Origin of the sequence: Yoonia sp. 208BN28-4, from assembly GCF_037543925.1 — a bacterium.
In the GTDB taxonomy this organism is placed as follows: domain Bacteria; phylum Pseudomonadota; class Alphaproteobacteria; order Rhodobacterales; family Rhodobacteraceae; genus Yoonia.
On record NZ_JBBIFY010000002.1, the window covers coordinates 372,003 to 389,018 of the forward strand.

Sequence of the window (17,016 nt, forward strand, 5' to 3'; positions counted from 1 at the left end):
CTTTACAGGCGACGGGTCATAGGCCTATGTTGCAGGCACAGCAAAGAAAGACGCCGCGGTGCAGCAACAACGGACCTTCGATCCGGTGACCTTGATCACCGCGACAGCGCCTATGAAGGCGGATGTCTATGGCGGGCGGGCGAAATGCCTGCAGCGGCTGGTGCGATTGGACATGCCTGTTCCGACCACGGTTGCGCTTTCATTTGACGCGGTGCACCGGATTGCAAACGGTCAGATGCCAGCGATGGACGAGGTGCTGTTTCCCTTTGGCGACACGCCGCTTTTGTCGGTGCGTCCGTCCAGTCAGGACCCTGACTGGGGGGGGCCGGGCGCAATCCTGAATATCGGGATGTGTGACGCGCGTCACGCCCAAATGGTTAAGGACATTGGCGAACCTTTGGCCACGCGGCTTTATCTGCGGTTCGTGCAATCCTACGCGATCCACGTGGCACGGCTTGATCCAGAAATGTTCGATTTGCCAGCCAACGCAGGGCAGGCGGGTCTGAAACAGGCGCTGGATGCGTTCGAATTCGAAACTGACGAAGTGTTCCCGCAAGACCCGGCTGTGCAACTGGCAGAAGTTCTCCGGTCCATGGCCCGCGCATGGGAAGGCACGACGGCCCGCCTGCTGCGTCAGGCGAAAGGTGCGCCCGCTGACGCGGGTCTTGGCCTTGTGGTGCAGGCCATGGCGCTTGGCGTAGGGCCGGGCGAGTGCGGCACAGGTGTGATCCAGTATGTCGATGCGGCAACCGGTCAACCGCAGATCAAAGGGCGCTATCTGGGGCAAAGCCAGCGGCGCGAGGCGTTGGGCGATGTCGAAGGCGCGATATTTCTGACCCATGATGATCGTGGCCCATCACTTGAAGACCTCTGCCCCGATATCTTTGCCCGCCTTGTGGAATACGGCGATGTGTGCCGTCGCAAGCTGCGTGAAGAGATGTCGGTCGAATTTACAATCGAGTCCGGCGCGCTTTGGATACTCGATGCGGTGCGGGTCCAGCGGTCAAGCCGTGCCAGTGTGCGCATCGCGGTTGCGTTGGCCGAGGACAAGATCATTCCCCGCGAAGAGGCCGTGCTGCGCGTGCAGCCCACAGCATTGTCCGAGATGTTGCACAGGCAAGTTGACCCAAGCGCAGAGCGTGACCTGATCGTCAGCGGCATTGCTGCCAGTCCCGGTGCTGCGACCGGCAAAATCGTTCTGACCGCAAGCGAGGCCCAGGCAAGTGCGGCCCGTGGCGAGGCGTGTATCCTTGTGCGCCGAGAAACCACGCCCGAAGACATTCGTGGCATGCACGCAGCGCATGCGGTGCTGACCATGCGCGGTGGTATCACCAGCCATGCCGCCGTTATCGGGCGCGGTCTTGGCCTGCCGTGCGTGGTGGGGGCCTCTGATCTGTCGATTGACCTGAGGAAAGGCCTCATTATCTCGCCTGACGGGCGCCAGTTTGCCGCGGGTGATGTGATCACCGTAGATGGCACCGCTGGCGATGTGCTGGCCGGACAGCCCGCCATGACTGAAGCGGCGCTTGATGGTGCGTTCCAAACACTGCTTGATTGGGCTGACGATATTCGCGACATCGGCGTGCGGGCCAATGCCGACACGCCGCTTGATGCCAAGACCGCCAGCAATTTTGCCGCCGAAGGTATCGGGCTGTGCCGCACGGAACACATGTTCTTCGGCAGTGACCGTCTGGGCGTCATGCGCGAGATGATCTTTGCCGAAACAGCCGCGGACAGGCGTGCTGTGCTTGACCGCCTGCTGCCGATCCAGCGCGCTGATTTTGGCGAACTGTTTGACATCATGCAGGGCCAGCCTGTCTGTATCCGCTTGTTCGATCCGCCACTGCACGAATTTTTGCCAAGCGATAAAGCAGGTCTGCGCGATCTGGCTGAACAGCTTGCGTTGCCATTGTTCGAAGTATCCGAACGCGTTGCGGCATTGACGGAATACAATCCCATGCTGGGCATGCGTGGCGTGCGCCTTGGCATCGCGATCCCCGAGATTTACGAAATGCAGGCCCGCGCGATCTTTGAGGCGACAGTTGCGTCGGCCACGCCTGTGGTCCCCGAGATCATGATCCCGCTTGTGAGCGCGATGAAAGAGGTGGAACTGGTCAAATCGCGGATCGATGCGATTGCGGCATCGGTTGCCGCATCGTCCAAGGTCGATTTCAAATACAAGCTGGGTGTGATGGTCGAAACCCCGCGCGCCGCTTTGCGGGCCGAGGATATCGCGCAGCACGCTTCTTTCCTGTCTTTTGGCACAAACGATCTGACCCAGATGACCTATGGCCTGTCGCGCGACGACGCGGGGCGCTTTATGTCGGCCTATGTCCAGCAGGGGGTCTACGACGAAGATCCGTTTCACAGTTTGGACGTCGAAGGTGTGGGTGAATTGCTGTCAATCGGTGCCGAACGGGGGCGCCTTGGCCGCCCTGATGTCACGCTTTCGATCTGTGGTGAACATGGCGGAACACGCTCTGCGATTGCATTTTGCCGCAGTCAGGGGTTCGATTACGTGTCCTGCTCGCCGTTCCGCGTTCCTGTTGCGCGGCTTTCCGCCGCCCAGTTGACGCTTTTGGACCTCGCGAATTCGGATATTTAGCGATCAATCCCACCTCAACCACCTGATATTGAAAAGGATTGTTTCCGTTCACTGAACGGTTACGTCTGCTACGCGGCGCAGGGCCGCCTGCATTTGACCTCTGCAAAATGATGGCCTAAAGACGCCGCGCCTGTGTGGGGCTGATCCACGCGAGATTGGGACATAAAACATGCGTTTTGGTTTGTGGCGCGCCGCGTCAGGTTTTGCGGCGGCATGCATTATTGCGTTGGCGACACCGGTCGCCGCTGATGAGGTTCTGGCCAGTCGTCTTGGTGCCTTGCTGGGTGCGGAACGTCAGGCACTGTCCGTCGTGCCTGATGCGACGATGGCCGCGCTGACCGTACTGCCGCCAGCCTCCGAACGTGATGTGCAGACAGCGCCGACAACCATCAGCTACGACCGCGCCTACCTTGATGCACTGCCCGTCGCAGGCGGCGGTGCGCAGTGGGAATGCCTGTCCGAGGCGCTTTATCACGAAGCCCGCGGTGAAACCGTGCGCGGCCTTTTTGCTGTTGGCGAAGTTATTTTGAACCGTGTCGATAGCTCTGCCTATCCTGATAGCGCGTGTGGCGTGATCAATCAGGGCACAGGCCGCCGGTTTGCCTGCCAGTTCACCTATACCTGCGATGGCCGCTCTGACCGGATCAACGAAATTGGCGCCTACAATCGTATCGGGAAAGTGGCCCGTTTGTTGCTTGATGGTGCGCCACGCGCATTGACCGAAGGTGCAACCCACTACCATACGCGCGCTGTCAGCCCGTCTTGGGCCCGTCGTTTCCCGCGCACCGCGACCATCGGTTCGCACCACTTTTATCGCCAGCCGACCCGCACAGCGTCCAACTAAAGTCGCTTGTGCGGTCCTGCGTGCCGCTTGTTCTTACACTTGCTCTGGCCTGATCGGGCAATTATGCCCCGATCAACGCCAGAAGAAGGACAGCCATGACCGACGACATCCGCCTTGCCTTTGCGCATCCGTCCGAGCGGGCCGCGGCCAGCAGTGATATGCCCTATGATCGCATCTCGTTGCGCGACTATATCGTCGAGGTCGAGATCGGCGCCTTTCAACAGGAACGCGGCACCTTGCAGCGTGTGGTCTTCAACGTGGTGGTTGAGGTGCTGCCGCTGACAGGGCCGATCGATGACGATGTTGATCGCATCCTGTCCTATGATCGCGTGACCGATGCGATCGCCGCAGAGCTTGAGGCGGAGCGGATTAACTTGCTTGAAACGCTGGCGGCCCGCGTGGCTGACCGTATCCTGCTTGAACCACAGGCAGAGCGTGTCTTCGTACGGATCGAAAAGCTGGATCGCGGCCCCTTTGCCTTGGGCGTTGAGATCGTGAGGGCGCGCGATGGACACGCGACGGTCGTGACAGACACACCCGCGGTGCCACATCCGCGCGTCGTACATCTGTCCAATGACGCGATGACGTCACCACGGCTAAGTGACTGGATCGACAGTCTTGCCGCGCAGGATGCGCCGTTGATCCTGACCGTGGGGGCAGGGGCCTTGCCCGCGCCCCAGACAGGCCATGCCATGACCCAGCGCCGGATTGATCTGTTGGCCATTGAACAAAACGCTTGGGTTCTGGCGGCACGCGATCATCGTTGCAAGGTTGTGGCCACCCGCACCGAACTTGATTGGGCCATGAAGAACGGCCAGATTTGCATCTGGGCGCCGTCCAAGATTGTGCTGGATGCCGTAGATGGCCCGCCCGCCGAAGCCAGTAACGGGGCCGCGTTGTCCGCATGGTTCGCCGCCGAGATGGACGCGGCCGAGCTTTTGGTGATCGGTGACACTGCACCCGACACAGCTATCGCGACCCGCGCCATCGGCATCGAAGACCCGCTATGACGCCTTACGTCCGACCTGTTCCTGTCTCAGCGTCCGAGGACGGCGATGTGACCCGTCTTGCCGGAAGCGAAACGGTTCGTTTCACGCAGGTCGACGTGTTTGATCGGGGCCAGACTGCGACACGTCAGGCAAGTGACCACCTGTCGGCAGAGGCCTCGAAACGTCTTTCAGCGCTTCGGGCGGACGTGTGTGGTCTGACGTTCGACCAGCCCCGCATCATGGGCATCTTGAACGTCACGCCCGACAGCTTTTCGGACGGTGGCACCCTTTCCGGCATTGCCGATGCTGTCACGCGGGCCGGTGCAATGGCGGCGGACGTGGATATCCTTGATATCGGCGGGGAAAGCACGCGGCCCGGCGCGGCAGAGGTGACGGGTTCAGAGGAGATTAGGCGCACCGCCCCCGTCATTCGCGCCATTCGCGATGCGGGCATCACGACACCCATTTCTATTGATACGCGCAAGGCCGCCGTGGCGCAGGCCGCTCTTGATGCGGGGGCCGATATGGTCAATGACGTGACGGCCCTACGCTTTGATCGCGACATGGCCTCTGTGGTGGCCGGTGCGGGCGTGCCGGTTTGCCTGATGCATTCGGTTGGCACGCCGGAGACGATGCAATCGCAAGCCAATTACGATGACGTGCTGTGCGACGTCTATGATCATCTGGCCGAGCGGATAGACGCGGCCACAAGCGCAGGCATCGCGCGCGACAGCATCATTGTCGATCCGGGCATCGGGTTTGGTAAGACATTGCAACACAATGTGACCCTGCTGCGCGGTCTTGCGGTCTATCATAGCCTTGGTTTGCCCATCCTTTTGGGCGCATCACGTAAACGCTTTATCGGGACACTGTCGGGCGAGGATGACGCGGCACAACGGGTAGGCGGATCATTGGCTGTTGCGCTGCACGGGGCGGCGCAGGGGGTGCAGATCCTGCGTGTGCATGATACCAAACAAACAAGGCAGGCGTTAGACCTGCAACTGGCACTGAGTGGGACACAGACATATGGCTGAGAAACTGTTTGGCACCGATGGTGTGCGTGGCAAGGCGAACATCCATCCGATGACAGCCGATATGGCTTTGAAGATCGGCGCGGCAGCGGGGCGTTATTTCCGCAATGACGGGTCCAACGGTCATCGCGTGGTGATTGGCAAAGACACGCGCCTGTCGGGCTACATGTTTGAAAATGCGCTGACGGCGGGTCTGACATCAACGGGCATGAACGTGTTGTTGCTTGGCCCTGTGCCGACACCTGCGGTTGGTTTGCTGACGACCTCTATGCGCGCCGATCTGGGCATCATGATTTCGGCCAGCCACAATCCGCACCACGACAACGGCATCAAACTGTTTGGCCCTGACGGGTTCAAACTGTCGGACGATGCACAAACTGCGATTGAGGAATTGATTGCGGGCGATATTCAACCCGCGCAGGCCAATAACATCGGACGCGCCAAGCGTATTGATGACGGGCGTTTCCGCTATGCCGAACGGGTAAAGTCAACGTTCCCGTCAGGCATGCGGCTGGACGGTCTGAAAGTCGTGATCGATTGCGCCAATGGTGCGGCCTATAAGGTCGCGCCAGAAGTGTTGTGGGAAATGGGCGCAACTGTCATCCCCGTTGGCGTCAGCCCTGATGGATTGAACATCAACGATAATTGCGGATCGACAAACACTACGCTGACCGCCGAAACAATCCTGAGCCATGGTGCCGATGTAGGCATCTGTCTTGATGGGGACGCCGACCGCGTGATGATCCTTGATGAGCGTGGTCAGGTGGCTGACGGCGATCAGATCATGGCGCTTTTTGCTGGTCAGTGGGCTGATCAGGGCCGTCTCAACGGCGACACGCTGGTGGCGACTGTTATGTCAAATCTGGGGTTGGAGCGGTATCTGGATGGCCGCGGCCTTCGGTTGGAACGCACAGCGGTCGGCGACCGCTATGTCGTCGAGAAGATGCGCGAAAACGGATTCAATCTGGGGGGCGAGCAGTCGGGCCATATCGTGATGACCGATTTTGCGACCACAGGTGACGGGCTTCTGGCGGGTCTGCAATTCCTTGCCGCCATGATCGAAACCGGCAAGTCGGCCAGCGAGCTAAGCCGCACATTCGAGACCGTGCCGCAGATGCTTAAGAACGTAACCTATAGCCTTGGGCAGGACCCGCTGTCGTCCGCGACAGTGACCGCCGCAATCAAGGATGCAGAGGCGCGTCTGACGGGCAAAGGGCGTTTGTTGATCCGCAAGTCGGGCACAGAACCGCTTGTCCGCGTCATGGCCGAATGCGAGGACGAGGTTCTTCTGGAACAGGTTGTCGACAGCATCGTGGCCGAGGTGCAGGCGGGCGCTTAACCTGTCGCGGGCGCGCGGCCCACGATACGACGCAAGCTGGCCCATTGGCTGATTGCCAGCCCCAGCAGGATCAGGCCCAGTGCCGCGAAGAACCGCAGTGGCAGCGCCTCGCTGAGGATATAAGCGCCAAAGATCATCGACCAGACCGGCACCTGATAGTTTACCAGCGTCATAAAGACCGCTCCTGCTGTGCGGATCGTCGCCACGCGGATCAATGCGGCTAGCGCTGTCGGGATGAAGCCCAGAAACAGGATCGCCCATGTGCTGCGCGCGTCAGACAGGCTTGGCACGCCCTCGATCAGCAGCATGGCAGGGATCAGCGGCACGGACCCCACAAAAAGCAGAAGCGCCGCCATGACGATGGGATCAATGGGTGGGCAACGGCGGGTCATGATGCTGGACACCGCATAGGAACATGAGGCGGCGATACAGGCCAGTTGGCCCAGCGGCTCTAGTCCTGTGCCAAGACGCAGGACTGACGGGCCGATCAGCACCAGCGCGCCGAAAAAGCCAAGGATCACCCCAAGAGTGGTGCGTGTCGTCATCTTTTCGTCGGTAAAAACATGTGCCAGCGGCAGGACAAACAAGGGCAAGGCCGCCATGGAGATGCCCGCAAAGGCCGACGGCACATATTGCTGCCCCCAACTGAGCAATGCAAACGGCAGCGCTGTATTCAGCAGACCGATCACGGTCAGGTATTTGATCATGCGCCGGTCAAAGACAGGCATCGGGCGGCGCAACGCCACCATCAGGCTCAGCAGGGCAGTCGCGCCAAGTGCAGTGCGCGCAGCCGCCACGGTCAGCGGTCCATAGCCATCAAGAGCGATACGCACGACCATGAACGTCCCGCCCCAAATCAGCCCAAGGGCCGCGATCGAGGCCCAGTTGGCCGGAGTGGGATGATTTGCCATGGTCCTGCCTGATGATCCGCGTCGCGTGCTTTGTGCGCGCTAATGGCTAACGCGACAAGCCTGATTTGGTTCAGGCGATGGCGCGAAACACATCCGTTTTCAGATCTGCTTCCGGCGTTTCGCCCGGATCATTGATGTAGACCTCCCACACGGGCATGGCCGCGGGTATCCCTTCGGCCTCCATATGCGACCAGAGCGCCTGATGCGTTTCATTCAGTGATGTGTAGGGACCGGTGTGGGTCGTCTTCATCACGTCACCTTCGGGAAGGACGTCTGCTTTTACATCACCGCTGGCCTTCGCCGCGTCCTCTGCCGATACCATCACACCGGCCCGAAAGCGCAGCATGGACGGGTCCATCGCCATATAGACCGTGATCGGCATGGATTGCGGCGTAATCCCGTGTTGGCCCACAAACCCGAACACTTCACCAAAGCCCGCGCCCATCGCATCAGCGATCTCGGGGCCGTAAGGACACTCCTTATCCACATAAAGATAGGGCTGCCCCGTCAATGTCTCGCGCGTGATCGACATGGTCTTACTCCTTGCTATGGCACACGCAGTTTAGACGTGGGCCCGCAATTCTCCAAATCGGGCTGGTCTGCCCCTAGGGAACGGATCAGCCGTTTGCGGGTTATGTCCGCAAGAGAACGCGACACACAAAAGGAGAAAATGATGTCAGGTCCATACCTGTTGCCAGCCCTTGCCCTGTTTACACTGCTTGCCGCGATCGGGATCGCGGTCTGGAGCAAAAAGCGCACGAAGGATCGTATGGCCAATGATGATGCCCCGAAATCATCGCTTGCCAAAGACGGTCCCGGCCCGCAGCCGTTCCGCTAAACATAAAAAAGGGCGCCCTGATCGGGGCGCCCTTTTTCTTTACCGTGATGGCAAATTAGTTCTTGGCTTTGTCGACCATCTTGCCTTCGGAAATCCAAGGCATCATGTCGCGCAGCTTGCCACCGACCAGCTCGATCTGGTGCTCGTCATTGGCGCGGCGGGAAGCTTTCAGCGTGGGCTGGCCCACAGCATTTTCCAGCATGAAGTCACGCACGAACTTACCGGTCTGAATGTCCGACAGCACGTCTTTCATGCGCTTCTTTGTCTCGTCGTAAGGCAGGATGCGCGGGCCGGACACGTACTGGCCATACTCGGCAGTGTTCGAGATCGAGTAATCCATGTTGGCGATGCCGCCTTCATAGATCAGGTCCACGATCAGCTTGGTCTCGTGCAGACACTCGAAATACGCCATCTCCGGCTCGTAGCCAGCCTCGACCAGTGTTTCAAAGCCGCAACGGATCAGCTCGACGATACCGCCGCATAGCACGGCCTGCTCACCAAATAGGTCTGTTTCGCATTCCTGACGGAAGTTGGTTTCGATGATGCCGGAGCGACCGCCGCCGATCGCCGAACAATAGGACAGACCGATTTCCTGCGCTTTGCCGGATGCATCTGTGTGCACCGCGATCAGGCAGGGCACGCCGCCGCCTTTGGTGTATTCGCCGCGCACAGTGTGGCCCGGACCTTTTGGCGCCATCATGATGACGTCAACGCCGTCCTTCGGCTCAATCAGGCCAAAGTGCACGTTCAGGCCGTGGGCGAACGCAATCGCGGCACCTGGCTTGATGTTGTCGTGCACGTATTTCTTGTATGTCTCTGCCTGAAGTTCATCGGGCATGGTGAACATGATGACGTCACACCAAGCAGCGGCTTCGGCAATGCCCATAACCTTCAGGCCTTCACCTTCAGCTTTGGCCTGGGAAGGAGAGCCTTCGCGCAGGGCGACGACAAGGTTCTTGGCACCGCTGTCGCGCAGGTTCAGCGCGTGGGCGTGGCCTTGGGAGCCGTAACCAAGGATGGCCACTTTTTTGTCTTTGATGAGGTTCACATCGCAATCGCGATCGTAATAAACGCGCATGATTTTGCACTCCTTGTTGAATTCTGCGGTGTGGATATCGGGCGTTTTGCGTGAAGTGAAGTTGGATTTTTGAGTATTTTTGGCAAAATGATACTTGTTATGCGCCATTTCGTCATTTAGCGGTGTAAATTATGCTTGATGATGAAAGCCGCGCGATTTTGCGCCAGATGCAGGCCGACCCAAGCCTGACCATGCCGGAGCTTGCCGCGCGTGTCGGTATGACCACGGCCCGTGTGACGCGCCGCGTGGACCGGTTGATCGATGAAGGGATCATCGCGGGGCAACAGGCGCGGATCAACTGGGCCGCACTTGGGTTTGCGGTGCACGTCGCGCTGAGGATCACGCTGGATAAGACCGTTGCGCGGGCCTTTGATGAATTTCTGGCGGCGGCACGACAGGTGCCGGAGGTCTTGGAGATACAAACGTTTCTGGGGCAGGTCGATGTGCGGCTGGCGTTGATGGCGCGCGATTTGCCGCACTACCAGACGCTTTATCGTGACAGCATCCTGACCCTGCCGCATATCGCGGATATCGAGGCGCTAATGACTGTGGCGACCGTCAAGCAGGACGAGGCGCTGCCTCTATGACATTGGATGATCTGGATCGTAATCTTCTGCGCTTGTTGGTCGTGGATGCCACGCAGCCAACCGGACGACTGGGAGAGAAGCTGGGCCTGTCGCAACCTGCCACGTGGCGGCGGATCAAGCGATTGCAGGATGCTGGCGTTCTGGCAGGGCGCAGACTGGTGCTGGATGCACAGAAGGCCGGATTTACGGTGACGGTGTTTCTGGGCGTGAAACTGGCCACGAAAGGGCGCGTCAGCCTCGAGGATTTCGAGCGCGCCGTGACCGGCATCGCGGAGGTGCAAAGCGTTGAGCATGTTCTGGGCCTTTATGATTACCGCCTGCGAGTGGTCGCCCGCGATCTAACGGATTTCGAGCGGGTTTTGCGGCGGCGGATCATGACGCTGCCCGGTGTGGGAAATGTTGAAGCAAACGTGCTGTTGTCAGAAGAACGCCTGCCGGGGCCAATCTGACGATCATACGAAACAGCGTTTCCTCAAATACGGCTTAAGCGCCCATTTCGGACGCTCTGTATACCCAGATAGACTTTGCCTTTTCAGGACCGAAGCCGTAGCCCCGTCATAGCCCACGATGGAGGACAGCATGGACAACGCAGTATCAGCAGTGGACCCTGACGGGTTGATGGAATTTTCGGTCGTCTTTACTGACCGGTCACTGAACAGCATGTCGGCGGCGTTTCAGGATGTGATGAAAGACATCTCGGGGATGCTCAAAGAGGTGTATGCAGCCGGCCACGTGGCCATCGTGCCCGGCGGCGGCACCTACGCGATGGAAGCTGTCGCACGACAGTTTGGCGGCGGCGCGCATGCATTTGTGGTGCGCAACGGCTGGTTCTCCTACCGCTGGAGCCAGATTTTCGAGGCAGGTAATTTCACCGCGAAAACGACTGTCCTGAAGGCCCGCCAAGCAGGCAACGACACGCGTGCACCCTTTGCACCTGCACCGATTGACGAGGTGACAGCAGCGATCCGCGAGGCGAAGCCCGACGTGGTCTTTGCCCCGCACGTCGAAACATCCGCAGGAATCATTCTGCCTGACGACTACATCACAGCATTGGCGGATGCCGCTCATGAAGTCGGCGCGATCATGGTGCTGGATTGCATCGCATCCGGCTGTGTCTGGGTCGACATGAAGGCGACGGGCGTGGACGTGCTGATCTCGGCCCCGCAAAAAGGCTGGTCGGCCACGCCAAGCGCGGGCCTTGTGATGATGTCTGATCGCGCGGCTGAGCGGATGGCGGCGACCAATTCGGACAGTTTCACGATTGATCTCAAAAAGTGGCACAGCATCATGGCGACCTACGAGGGTGGCGGGCACGCCTATCACGCCACGATGCCAACTGATGGTCTGCGGGCCTTCCGTGACACGATGCTGGAAACCCGCGATTTTGGCTTTGAGAAACTGAAGGACGCGCAGTGGGCGCTAGGCAATGCTGTGCGCACAAAACTTGCGGAAATGGGAGTGCAGTCCGTAGCGGCTGACGGCTTTGGCGCGCCGGGCGTGATTGTCAGCTACACCGACGACCCTGACATCCAGAACGGCAGCAAATTCAAGGCCGAAGGTATGCAGATCGCCGCCGGTGTGCCGCTACAATGCGACGAGCCTGACGATTTCCGCACCTTCCGGCTTGGGCTGTTCGGGCTTGATAAGCTCTATGATGTTGACGGCACCTTGGGACGTCTGGTGCCGGTATTGGATCGGGTGCTTTAAGAGGCACCCAATCCCATTTTCATTAGTGTCTTGCGCACAGGCGTTGCCCCGTGCAGCGCCTTGATCCCCGCGACCCGCAGATCCTGTAACAGCGGTGATCCGATCATAGACGCGCGGTTCAGGGCATCAATCCCTGTGACCCGCAGCTTGATGTCGTTGTGCCGCGCCTTTTCGTAGGTCGCCAGCATGTCCCTGCTGCCAAGCGGGTGCGTCTGGGACAGGTCCAGCAATGTCGCCAGATCGGTCAGCGACATATTCAGCCCCTGCGCCCCGATGGGCGGCATGACGTGTGCCGCCTCTGCCACCAGTGCGGTGCGTGGGGCGGTTAGACTGTCTGCAATCTGGCTGATGATCGGCCAAGCCATCCGGCGCGTGGCAAGTGTCAGCGGTCCGTACAGGTTGGCAGAGCGTTCTGTTGCGACAGCCTCGAACGCAGCATCAGGGAGGGCCGCCAGGCGGTTTGCTTCGGCAGCCTGCTCCATCCAGACCACGGCAGAGCAGGGCTTGCCGTCATGGTCGGGCAAAGGCACCAGCGTGAACGGACCGCCAGAGCGATGAATTTCGGTGGACACGTTGTGGTGTGGTGCGTCGTGCGTCACGGCAAAGGTCACGGCCTTTTGCCCATAGCGCGTCGTTTGTGCGCCGATCCCCGCCGCCTGCCGGACGGAAGAGTTCCGACCATCTGCACCAATCACCAGTTTCGCGCGCAGGCTGTTGCCGTCCGTTAGCTGCACAAGCACTTCTTCCTCACGCGCAAGCATGGATTTGAAACCGGTGCCAGTGCGGAAATCGACATTTGGCAGGTCGTTCAGGCGGGCCACCATCTCGCGGCGCAACAGCCAGTTTGGCAGATTCCACCCGAACGGCAGATCTGAAATATCGCTGGCGTCAAAATCCGTTGTGACCCGTGCTTCGCCATCGTCGCCCGAGACATCCGCGATCCGCATCACTTGCAGCGGCGTTGCATGTTCTTTGAGGCGGTCCCAGATGCCCGCGCGGTCAAGAAAATCGCGGGCGGGCTGCAAGAATGCCGTTGTGCGCAAATCAGCACCATCTGTGGCCTGATCTGTAATCGGCGGGGCAGGGTCGACGATGACCACGTCAAAGCCCGCGGTGCCAAAAGCTGCAGCTGCTGTCAGTCCGGCGACACCGCCGCCGGCAATCACGATATCTGTTGTTTTGCGTGTCATATCCCAGACATAGGCCGCCGCGCGCAGCTGGGAAAGGGGATGCGACATCAAAGCGGGCCTGCGATTGCCTGCGCGGTCCGTGGTCGCTAGGGTCGGGACAACCAACAGCTTAGGTTTTTACAATGTACGATACCAAGGGTCCGCCCAAAGACGCCTACGCCATGATCCTTGAGGCGATCGACAGCCATATCTACATTCCGGGCAGCCGCTTGGTGGAATCCGAACTGGCCGACCGCTTTGGCGTGTCGCGCACTCCGATCCGCGAGGCATTGCAGCGGCTGGAAACGCAAAACCTGCTGACCCGTGACGGGCGGTCGCTGATCGTGGCGTCGCTTGATCATACACAAATGTCCGAGCTGTATGTGGTGCGTGGCGAGCTTGAGGGCCTGGCTGCACGCCTTGCCGCGAGCCACGCGACACCCGAAGAAGTGAAGGTGCTGCGCGATATGCTTGAAGCGGATCAGGAGTTAGTCAATGATCCCCAAGCGTTGAGCCGTGCCAACAAGCGATTTCATAAGCAAATTCACCTTGCCAGTCACAACCGGTTTCTGGTTCAGCAGCTTGATCTGGTGCATCGGTCCATGGCGCTTTTGGCGACAACATCAATTGCCGCCGAAGGGCGCAGCGCGGATACGTTGGAAGAGCACGCCAAGATTGTCGAAGCAATTGAAAACGGGCAGGGTGATGCGGCTGACACAGCACTTCGCACCCACATTTCAAAGGCTTACGTCACGCGGTTGAAGCTTGACGCACAGGCTGTTGAGGCTGCGGACTAGCGTCACAATCGTCTTTGGCAGGCAAGACACCGTGGGTGGTTTTGTCCCAATAAAACGGCTTCCATGCCAACTCCAGAATACCCTTGTAAGCCGCAACCGCAGCCAATGGAAAATAGATGTGCAGGCTGATCGCCCAAGGGATCAGCCACGTTTTTGCAGCGGCTTTCACCCCGATTGCAGCAGCGGCCAGATTGGTCACTTCGGACAAGGCAAATACACCCGCCAGCGTCCAGATCAGCGGACCGGTGAGAACGTCAGACATCGGATGTGGCAATCCCAATGGCACCATCCAGAACGACAGCAACAGCGGTGCCAGTACAAAGCTAAGCAACGCGCCCAGAAACTGCACCTGAAACCCGATGAAGCGTTTAAAGCCCAGATCACGGTAGAGGCGGACAGGATCGCGCATGTGAACGCCATAGGTGACGGCATAACCCTTAATCCAGCGGCTGCGCTGTTTCACCCATGGCCAAGCGCGGCCATTCGCCTCTTCACCGGTTGTCGTATCCAGCAGCTCGGTTGTGTAGCCTTGTCGGACCAGACGGATGCCCAAATCGGCGTCCTCGGTGACGTTATGCGCGTCCCAACCGCCCAGTTTTTCGATGATGTCGCGCCGAAAAAAGAGTGTCGTTCCGCCCAACGGCACCACCAGCCCCATACGCGCGAGCCCCGGGAGCATCACGCGAAACCAGCTTGCATATTCTAACGTGAAACAACGGGTAAGCCAATTGACGGGTGCGTTGTAGTAATCAAGGACTCCTTGCAAACAAGCCACCTGAGGGCCGCGATTGGCAAAGCGCGTGGCGACCTTGCGCAGTTGGTCGGGGTCTGGCGCGTCCTCTGCGTCCCATATGCCGATGATTGACCCGCGGGCGAAATCTAGCGCGTAATTCAGCGCTCGCGGTTTGGTTTGCAGGCTTCCCTCGGGCACCGTGATCGCGCGAATCCATGGCGGCAGGTTTGTCCGGCTAAGCGCCGCGCGTGTCGTGCTGTCAGAGGCTTCAAGCACGAGGCAGAGGTCCAGATTTTCGTGTGGGTAATCAAGATCGCACAGGCGCGTGATCAGATGGTCCGCAATCTCGTTTTCCTTGAATAGCGGCACCAGCATCGTGATCGTCGGCAAATGGGCAAGTACGACAGGGTTCTGTGGGGGCGGGGGCGACCGCAAAGCAAGCCCCATGCAGGCCAGTTTCAGGATCGTCTGCGCGACAAGCACGGTCAGCGCGATGACGGTCAGCACTGCGAATGTCGCCAGCGTCGAAAGGCTGAGGCAAAGACCGAGCAGGGCCATCACGACAAAGCCTGCAAGTGCAGTGCGGCGCGGGTTCAGGTCACGGCAGCTCCATTTCTGGGCGACACGGGTTTCGGCACGATGAACCAGTGTGCGTTGAAATTGTGATGTAATTGCTGTGGTTAGCGCCTTGCCTGTGGTCAGTGCCATACGGACGGGGCCGAAATGCGATTCAAGAAACGGACGCAGCCGGTCAAACTGGTCAGGGCGTGTTGTTAGGATAATGGTGCAAGCGCCTGCACGCCGCCACGGGATCACACCGTAATGCAGACAGTGATGCGGCCCCCAACCGGCAATTAATGAAACGTCTGCGGGATGCTGCTGGAGATCGACGATCGGCACGCCGAACTGGTCGGCCATGGCGTTGGTCACGCTGAGCGGCGACACACCCAGAGCAACGGGCAGTGTGTCCGCCAGATCAAGGCCAGCCGTTGCCGCATCACTGCGTGCGGCACGCATTTCTTTTGGGGCGATCAGCTTGCCTGCGACCAGTCGGTCAGACCAGTCCGGGACATGCGGTTCGGCAGGGGGCGCAATCACCGAATACGGCGGGGGCGGCATTCTTAACTCCTGATAGTCAGGGTTAAGATGCCGTTAAGCCGTAAACAAATGGTTAATCAGACCAAACAGGCCCGCAATCAGGCCTTTTGCAAGGCCCGCTCTGCCATCGCGTCCGCAAAGCGCTCAAACAGGTAGTAGCTGTCTTGCGGGCCGGGCGATGCCTCGGGGTGGTATTGCACCGAAAACACCGGTCTGTCCGCCAGACGGATGCCGCAGTTGGACCCGTCAAACAGCGACACATGCGTCTCAACCACGTTGTCAGGTAGCGACTGGCTATCAACTGTGAAACCGTGGTTCATGGACGTGATCTCAACGCGGCCCGTGTCGTTGTCTTTGACAGGGTGGTTTGCGCCGTGGTGACCGTGGTTCATCTTGATCGTCTTGGCACCAACCGCCAGCGCCAGCATCTGGTGTCCCAGACAAATGCCGAAAACAGGGGTATCCGTTTCCAGCACACCTTTGATCATGGGCACCGCATAAGCACCGGTTGCCGCCGGATCACCGGGACCATTGGACAGGAAAACGCCATCAGGGTTCAGGGCCATCACATCCTCGGTCGTGGCCGTGGCGGGCAGGACGGTCACGTCGCATCCCGCAGAGGCCAGACACCGCAGGATGTTCCGCTTTGCACCATAATCAATCGCCACGACCTTGTGACGCGGGGCCGTCTGGGGCTTGTAGCCTTCGGGCCAGGCCCACCGCATCTCGTTCCAGTGATAGGATTGGGTGCAGCTGACCTCGCGGGCAAGATCAAGCCCTTCAAGACCAGAAAAGGCGCGTGCTGCTTCGACCAGTGCGGCCACGTCAAAGTTGCCGTCGGGGTCATGGGCCAATGCCACATGCGGCGCACCTTGCTGGCGAATGGCGCGGGTCAGGCGGCGGGTATCAACACCCCCCATACCGATCCGGCCCCGCTTTTCCAGCCATGGGCCAAGCTCTTGCGTGGCGCGCCAGTTGGACGGTGCTGTCGGATCCCATTTGACGACCATACCGGCAGCCACCGGATCAGCGGTTTCGTCATCCTCGGGGTTCACGCCGGTGTTGCCGATGTGCGGGAAAGTAAAGGTTACAACCTGACCCGCATAGGACGGGTCCGTCATGATCTCCTGATAGCCGGTCATGGCGGTGTTGAAACACAGCTCGGCAGTGGTCTGCCCTTTGGCGCCGAACCCGCGGCCATAAAATACGGTGCCGTCGGCGAGTGCGAGGCAGGCGGTCGGTTTGGCAGTGCTGGTTGGCATGGCGCGATGTCCCCCAAAAGACTGATGA

Annotated in this window: 16 protein-coding genes; 10 read left to right on the plus strand and 6 right to left on the minus strand. The window is 59.7% G+C overall.

The window, feature by feature from the left end:
* Positions 1-58: 58 nt before the first annotated feature.
* The 5 genes from V8J84_RS07970 to glmM all read left to right on the plus strand — a co-directional run bounded on the left by V8J84_RS07970 (position 59) and on the right by glmM (position 6,808).
* On the plus strand, positions 59-2,605 hold the full coding sequence (locus V8J84_RS07970) for a putative PEP-binding protein (protein ID WP_445285960.1): 2,547 nt from the start codon (positions 59-61) through the stop codon (positions 2,603-2,605).
* Between the two features lie 169 nt (positions 2,606-2,774).
* Positions 2,775-3,449, plus strand: a complete 675-nt coding sequence (locus V8J84_RS07975; protein WP_339929831.1) for a cell wall hydrolase — start codon at positions 2,775-2,777, stop codon at positions 3,447-3,449.
* A gap of 95 nt (positions 3,450-3,544) precedes the next feature.
* Entirely contained in the window at positions 3,545-4,459 is a 915-nt protein-coding gene (locus V8J84_RS07980; RefSeq protein WP_339929833.1) for a dihydroneopterin aldolase, read from the plus strand.
* Positions 4,456-5,472, plus strand: a complete 1,017-nt coding sequence (gene folP / locus V8J84_RS07985) for a dihydropteroate synthase (RefSeq protein ID WP_339929835.1) — start codon at positions 4,456-4,458, stop codon at positions 5,470-5,472. The genes V8J84_RS07980 and folP overlap by 4 nt, the downstream gene beginning before the upstream one ends.
* Complete coding sequence (gene glmM, locus V8J84_RS07990) at positions 5,465-6,808, plus strand: phosphoglucosamine mutase (RefSeq protein WP_339929837.1); 1,344 nt, start codon at positions 5,465-5,467, stop codon at positions 6,806-6,808. Before folP ends, glmM begins: the two co-directional genes overlap by 8 nt.
* Here glmM and V8J84_RS07995 read toward each other — a convergent pair.
* Both V8J84_RS07995 and V8J84_RS08000 read right to left on the minus strand, forming a co-directional pair.
* Positions 6,805-7,719, minus strand: a complete 915-nt coding sequence (locus V8J84_RS07995; protein WP_339929839.1) for a DMT family transporter — start codon at positions 7,717-7,719, stop codon at positions 6,805-6,807. The genes glmM and V8J84_RS07995 overlap by 4 nt on opposite strands.
* Positions 7,720-7,789: 70 nt before the next feature.
* Entirely contained in the window at positions 7,790-8,251 is a 462-nt protein-coding gene (locus V8J84_RS08000) for a GyrI-like domain-containing protein (protein WP_339929841.1), read from the minus strand.
* A 141-nt stretch (positions 8,252-8,392) separates the two neighbouring features.
* Between V8J84_RS08000 and V8J84_RS08005 the strand changes: the two genes are divergently transcribed.
* Complete coding sequence (locus V8J84_RS08005) at positions 8,393-8,557, plus strand: hypothetical protein (protein ID WP_339929843.1); 165 nt, start codon at positions 8,393-8,395, stop codon at positions 8,555-8,557.
* A gap of 55 nt (positions 8,558-8,612) precedes the next feature.
* On the opposite strand, the gene ilvC is transcribed toward V8J84_RS08005, so the two are convergent.
* Positions 8,613-9,635, minus strand: a complete 1,023-nt coding sequence (ilvC, locus tag V8J84_RS08010) for a ketol-acid reductoisomerase (protein ID WP_339929845.1) — start codon at positions 9,633-9,635, stop codon at positions 8,613-8,615.
* Positions 9,636-9,766: 131 nt separating this feature from the next.
* On the opposite strand from ilvC, the gene V8J84_RS08015 reads away from it, so the two are divergent.
* The 3 genes from V8J84_RS08015 to V8J84_RS08025 all read left to right on the plus strand — a co-directional run bounded on the left by V8J84_RS08015 (position 9,767) and on the right by V8J84_RS08025 (position 11,929).
* Positions 9,767-10,222, plus strand: coding sequence for an Lrp/AsnC family transcriptional regulator (locus V8J84_RS08015; protein ID WP_339929847.1), 456 nt, complete (start codon positions 9,767-9,769; stop codon positions 10,220-10,222).
* Positions 10,219-10,671 carry an Lrp/AsnC family transcriptional regulator gene (locus tag V8J84_RS08020; protein WP_339929849.1) on the plus strand — a complete coding sequence of 151 codons (453 nt, stop codon included), beginning with the start codon at positions 10,219-10,221 and terminating at the stop codon, positions 10,669-10,671. Before V8J84_RS08015 ends, V8J84_RS08020 begins: the two co-directional genes overlap by 4 nt.
* Before the next feature lie 130 nt (positions 10,672-10,801).
* The gene (locus V8J84_RS08025) at positions 10,802-11,929 is read left to right on the plus strand and encodes an aminotransferase class V-fold PLP-dependent enzyme (protein ID WP_339929851.1); all 1,128 of its coding nucleotides are present in this window, start codon (positions 10,802-10,804) and stop codon (positions 11,927-11,929) included.
* On the opposite strand, the gene V8J84_RS08030 is transcribed toward V8J84_RS08025, so the two are convergent.
* On the minus strand, positions 11,926-13,119 hold the full coding sequence (locus V8J84_RS08030) for a UbiH/UbiF family hydroxylase (RefSeq protein WP_339930703.1): 1,194 nt from the start codon (positions 13,117-13,119) through the stop codon (positions 11,926-11,928). The two genes, V8J84_RS08025 and V8J84_RS08030, sit on opposite strands and share 4 nt — an antisense overlap.
* 122 nt (positions 13,120-13,241) lie before the next feature.
* Here V8J84_RS08030 and V8J84_RS08035 point away from each other — a divergent pair, with 122 nt between their 5' ends.
* Positions 13,242-13,895, plus strand: coding sequence for a GntR family transcriptional regulator (locus V8J84_RS08035; RefSeq protein WP_339929853.1), 654 nt, complete (start codon positions 13,242-13,244; stop codon positions 13,893-13,895).
* On the opposite strand, the gene V8J84_RS08040 is transcribed toward V8J84_RS08035, so the two are convergent.
* Positions 13,849-15,747 carry a glycosyltransferase family 2 protein gene (locus V8J84_RS08040; protein WP_339929856.1) on the minus strand — a complete coding sequence of 633 codons (1,899 nt, stop codon included), beginning with the start codon at positions 15,745-15,747 and terminating at the stop codon, positions 13,849-13,851. The two genes, V8J84_RS08035 and V8J84_RS08040, sit on opposite strands and share 47 nt — an antisense overlap.
* 77 nt (positions 15,748-15,824) lie before the next feature.
* On the minus strand, positions 15,825-16,988 hold the full coding sequence (carA, locus tag V8J84_RS08045; protein ID WP_339929858.1) for a glutamine-hydrolyzing carbamoyl-phosphate synthase small subunit: 1,164 nt from the start codon (positions 16,986-16,988) through the stop codon (positions 15,825-15,827).
* Between the last annotated feature and the right edge of the window lie 28 nt (positions 16,989-17,016).

Coding starts and splice junctions, on each gene's coding strand:
- V8J84_RS07980 (WP_339929833.1), top strand. CDS start 3,545: ATGACCGACGACATCCGCCTTGCCTTTGCGCATCCGTCCGAGCGGGCC.
- V8J84_RS07995 (WP_339929839.1), bottom strand. CDS start 7,719: ATGGCAAATCATCCCACTCCGGCCAACTGGGCCTCGATCGCGGCCCTT.
- folP (WP_339929835.1), top strand. CDS start 4,456: ATGACGCCTTACGTCCGACCTGTTCCTGTCTCAGCGTCCGAGGACGGC.
- V8J84_RS08005 (WP_339929843.1), top strand. CDS start 8,393: ATGTCAGGTCCATACCTGTTGCCAGCCCTTGCCCTGTTTACACTGCTT.
- carA (WP_339929858.1), bottom strand. CDS start 16,988: ATGCCAACCAGCACTGCCAAACCGACCGCCTGCCTCGCACTCGCCGAC.
- V8J84_RS08015 (WP_339929847.1), top strand. CDS start 9,767: ATGCTTGATGATGAAAGCCGCGCGATTTTGCGCCAGATGCAGGCCGAC.
- V8J84_RS08025 (WP_339929851.1), top strand. CDS start 10,802: ATGGACAACGCAGTATCAGCAGTGGACCCTGACGGGTTGATGGAATTT.
- V8J84_RS08000 (WP_339929841.1), bottom strand. CDS start 8,251: ATGTCGATCACGCGCGAGACATTGACGGGGCAGCCCTATCTTTATGTG.
- V8J84_RS07975 (WP_339929831.1), top strand. CDS start 2,775: ATGCGTTTTGGTTTGTGGCGCGCCGCGTCAGGTTTTGCGGCGGCATGC.
- V8J84_RS08040 (WP_339929856.1), bottom strand. CDS start 15,747: ATGCCGCCCCCGCCGTATTCGGTGATTGCGCCCCCTGCCGAACCGCAT.
- ilvC (WP_339929845.1), bottom strand. CDS start 9,635: ATGCGCGTTTATTACGATCGCGATTGCGATGTGAACCTCATCAAAGAC.
- V8J84_RS08020 (WP_339929849.1), top strand. CDS start 10,219: ATGACATTGGATGATCTGGATCGTAATCTTCTGCGCTTGTTGGTCGTG.
- V8J84_RS08035 (WP_339929853.1), top strand. CDS start 13,242: ATGTACGATACCAAGGGTCCGCCCAAAGACGCCTACGCCATGATCCTT.
- V8J84_RS08030 (WP_339930703.1), bottom strand. CDS start 13,119: ATGACACGCAAAACAACAGATATCGTGATTGCCGGCGGCGGTGTCGCC.
- glmM (WP_339929837.1), top strand. CDS start 5,465: ATGGCTGAGAAACTGTTTGGCACCGATGGTGTGCGTGGCAAGGCGAAC.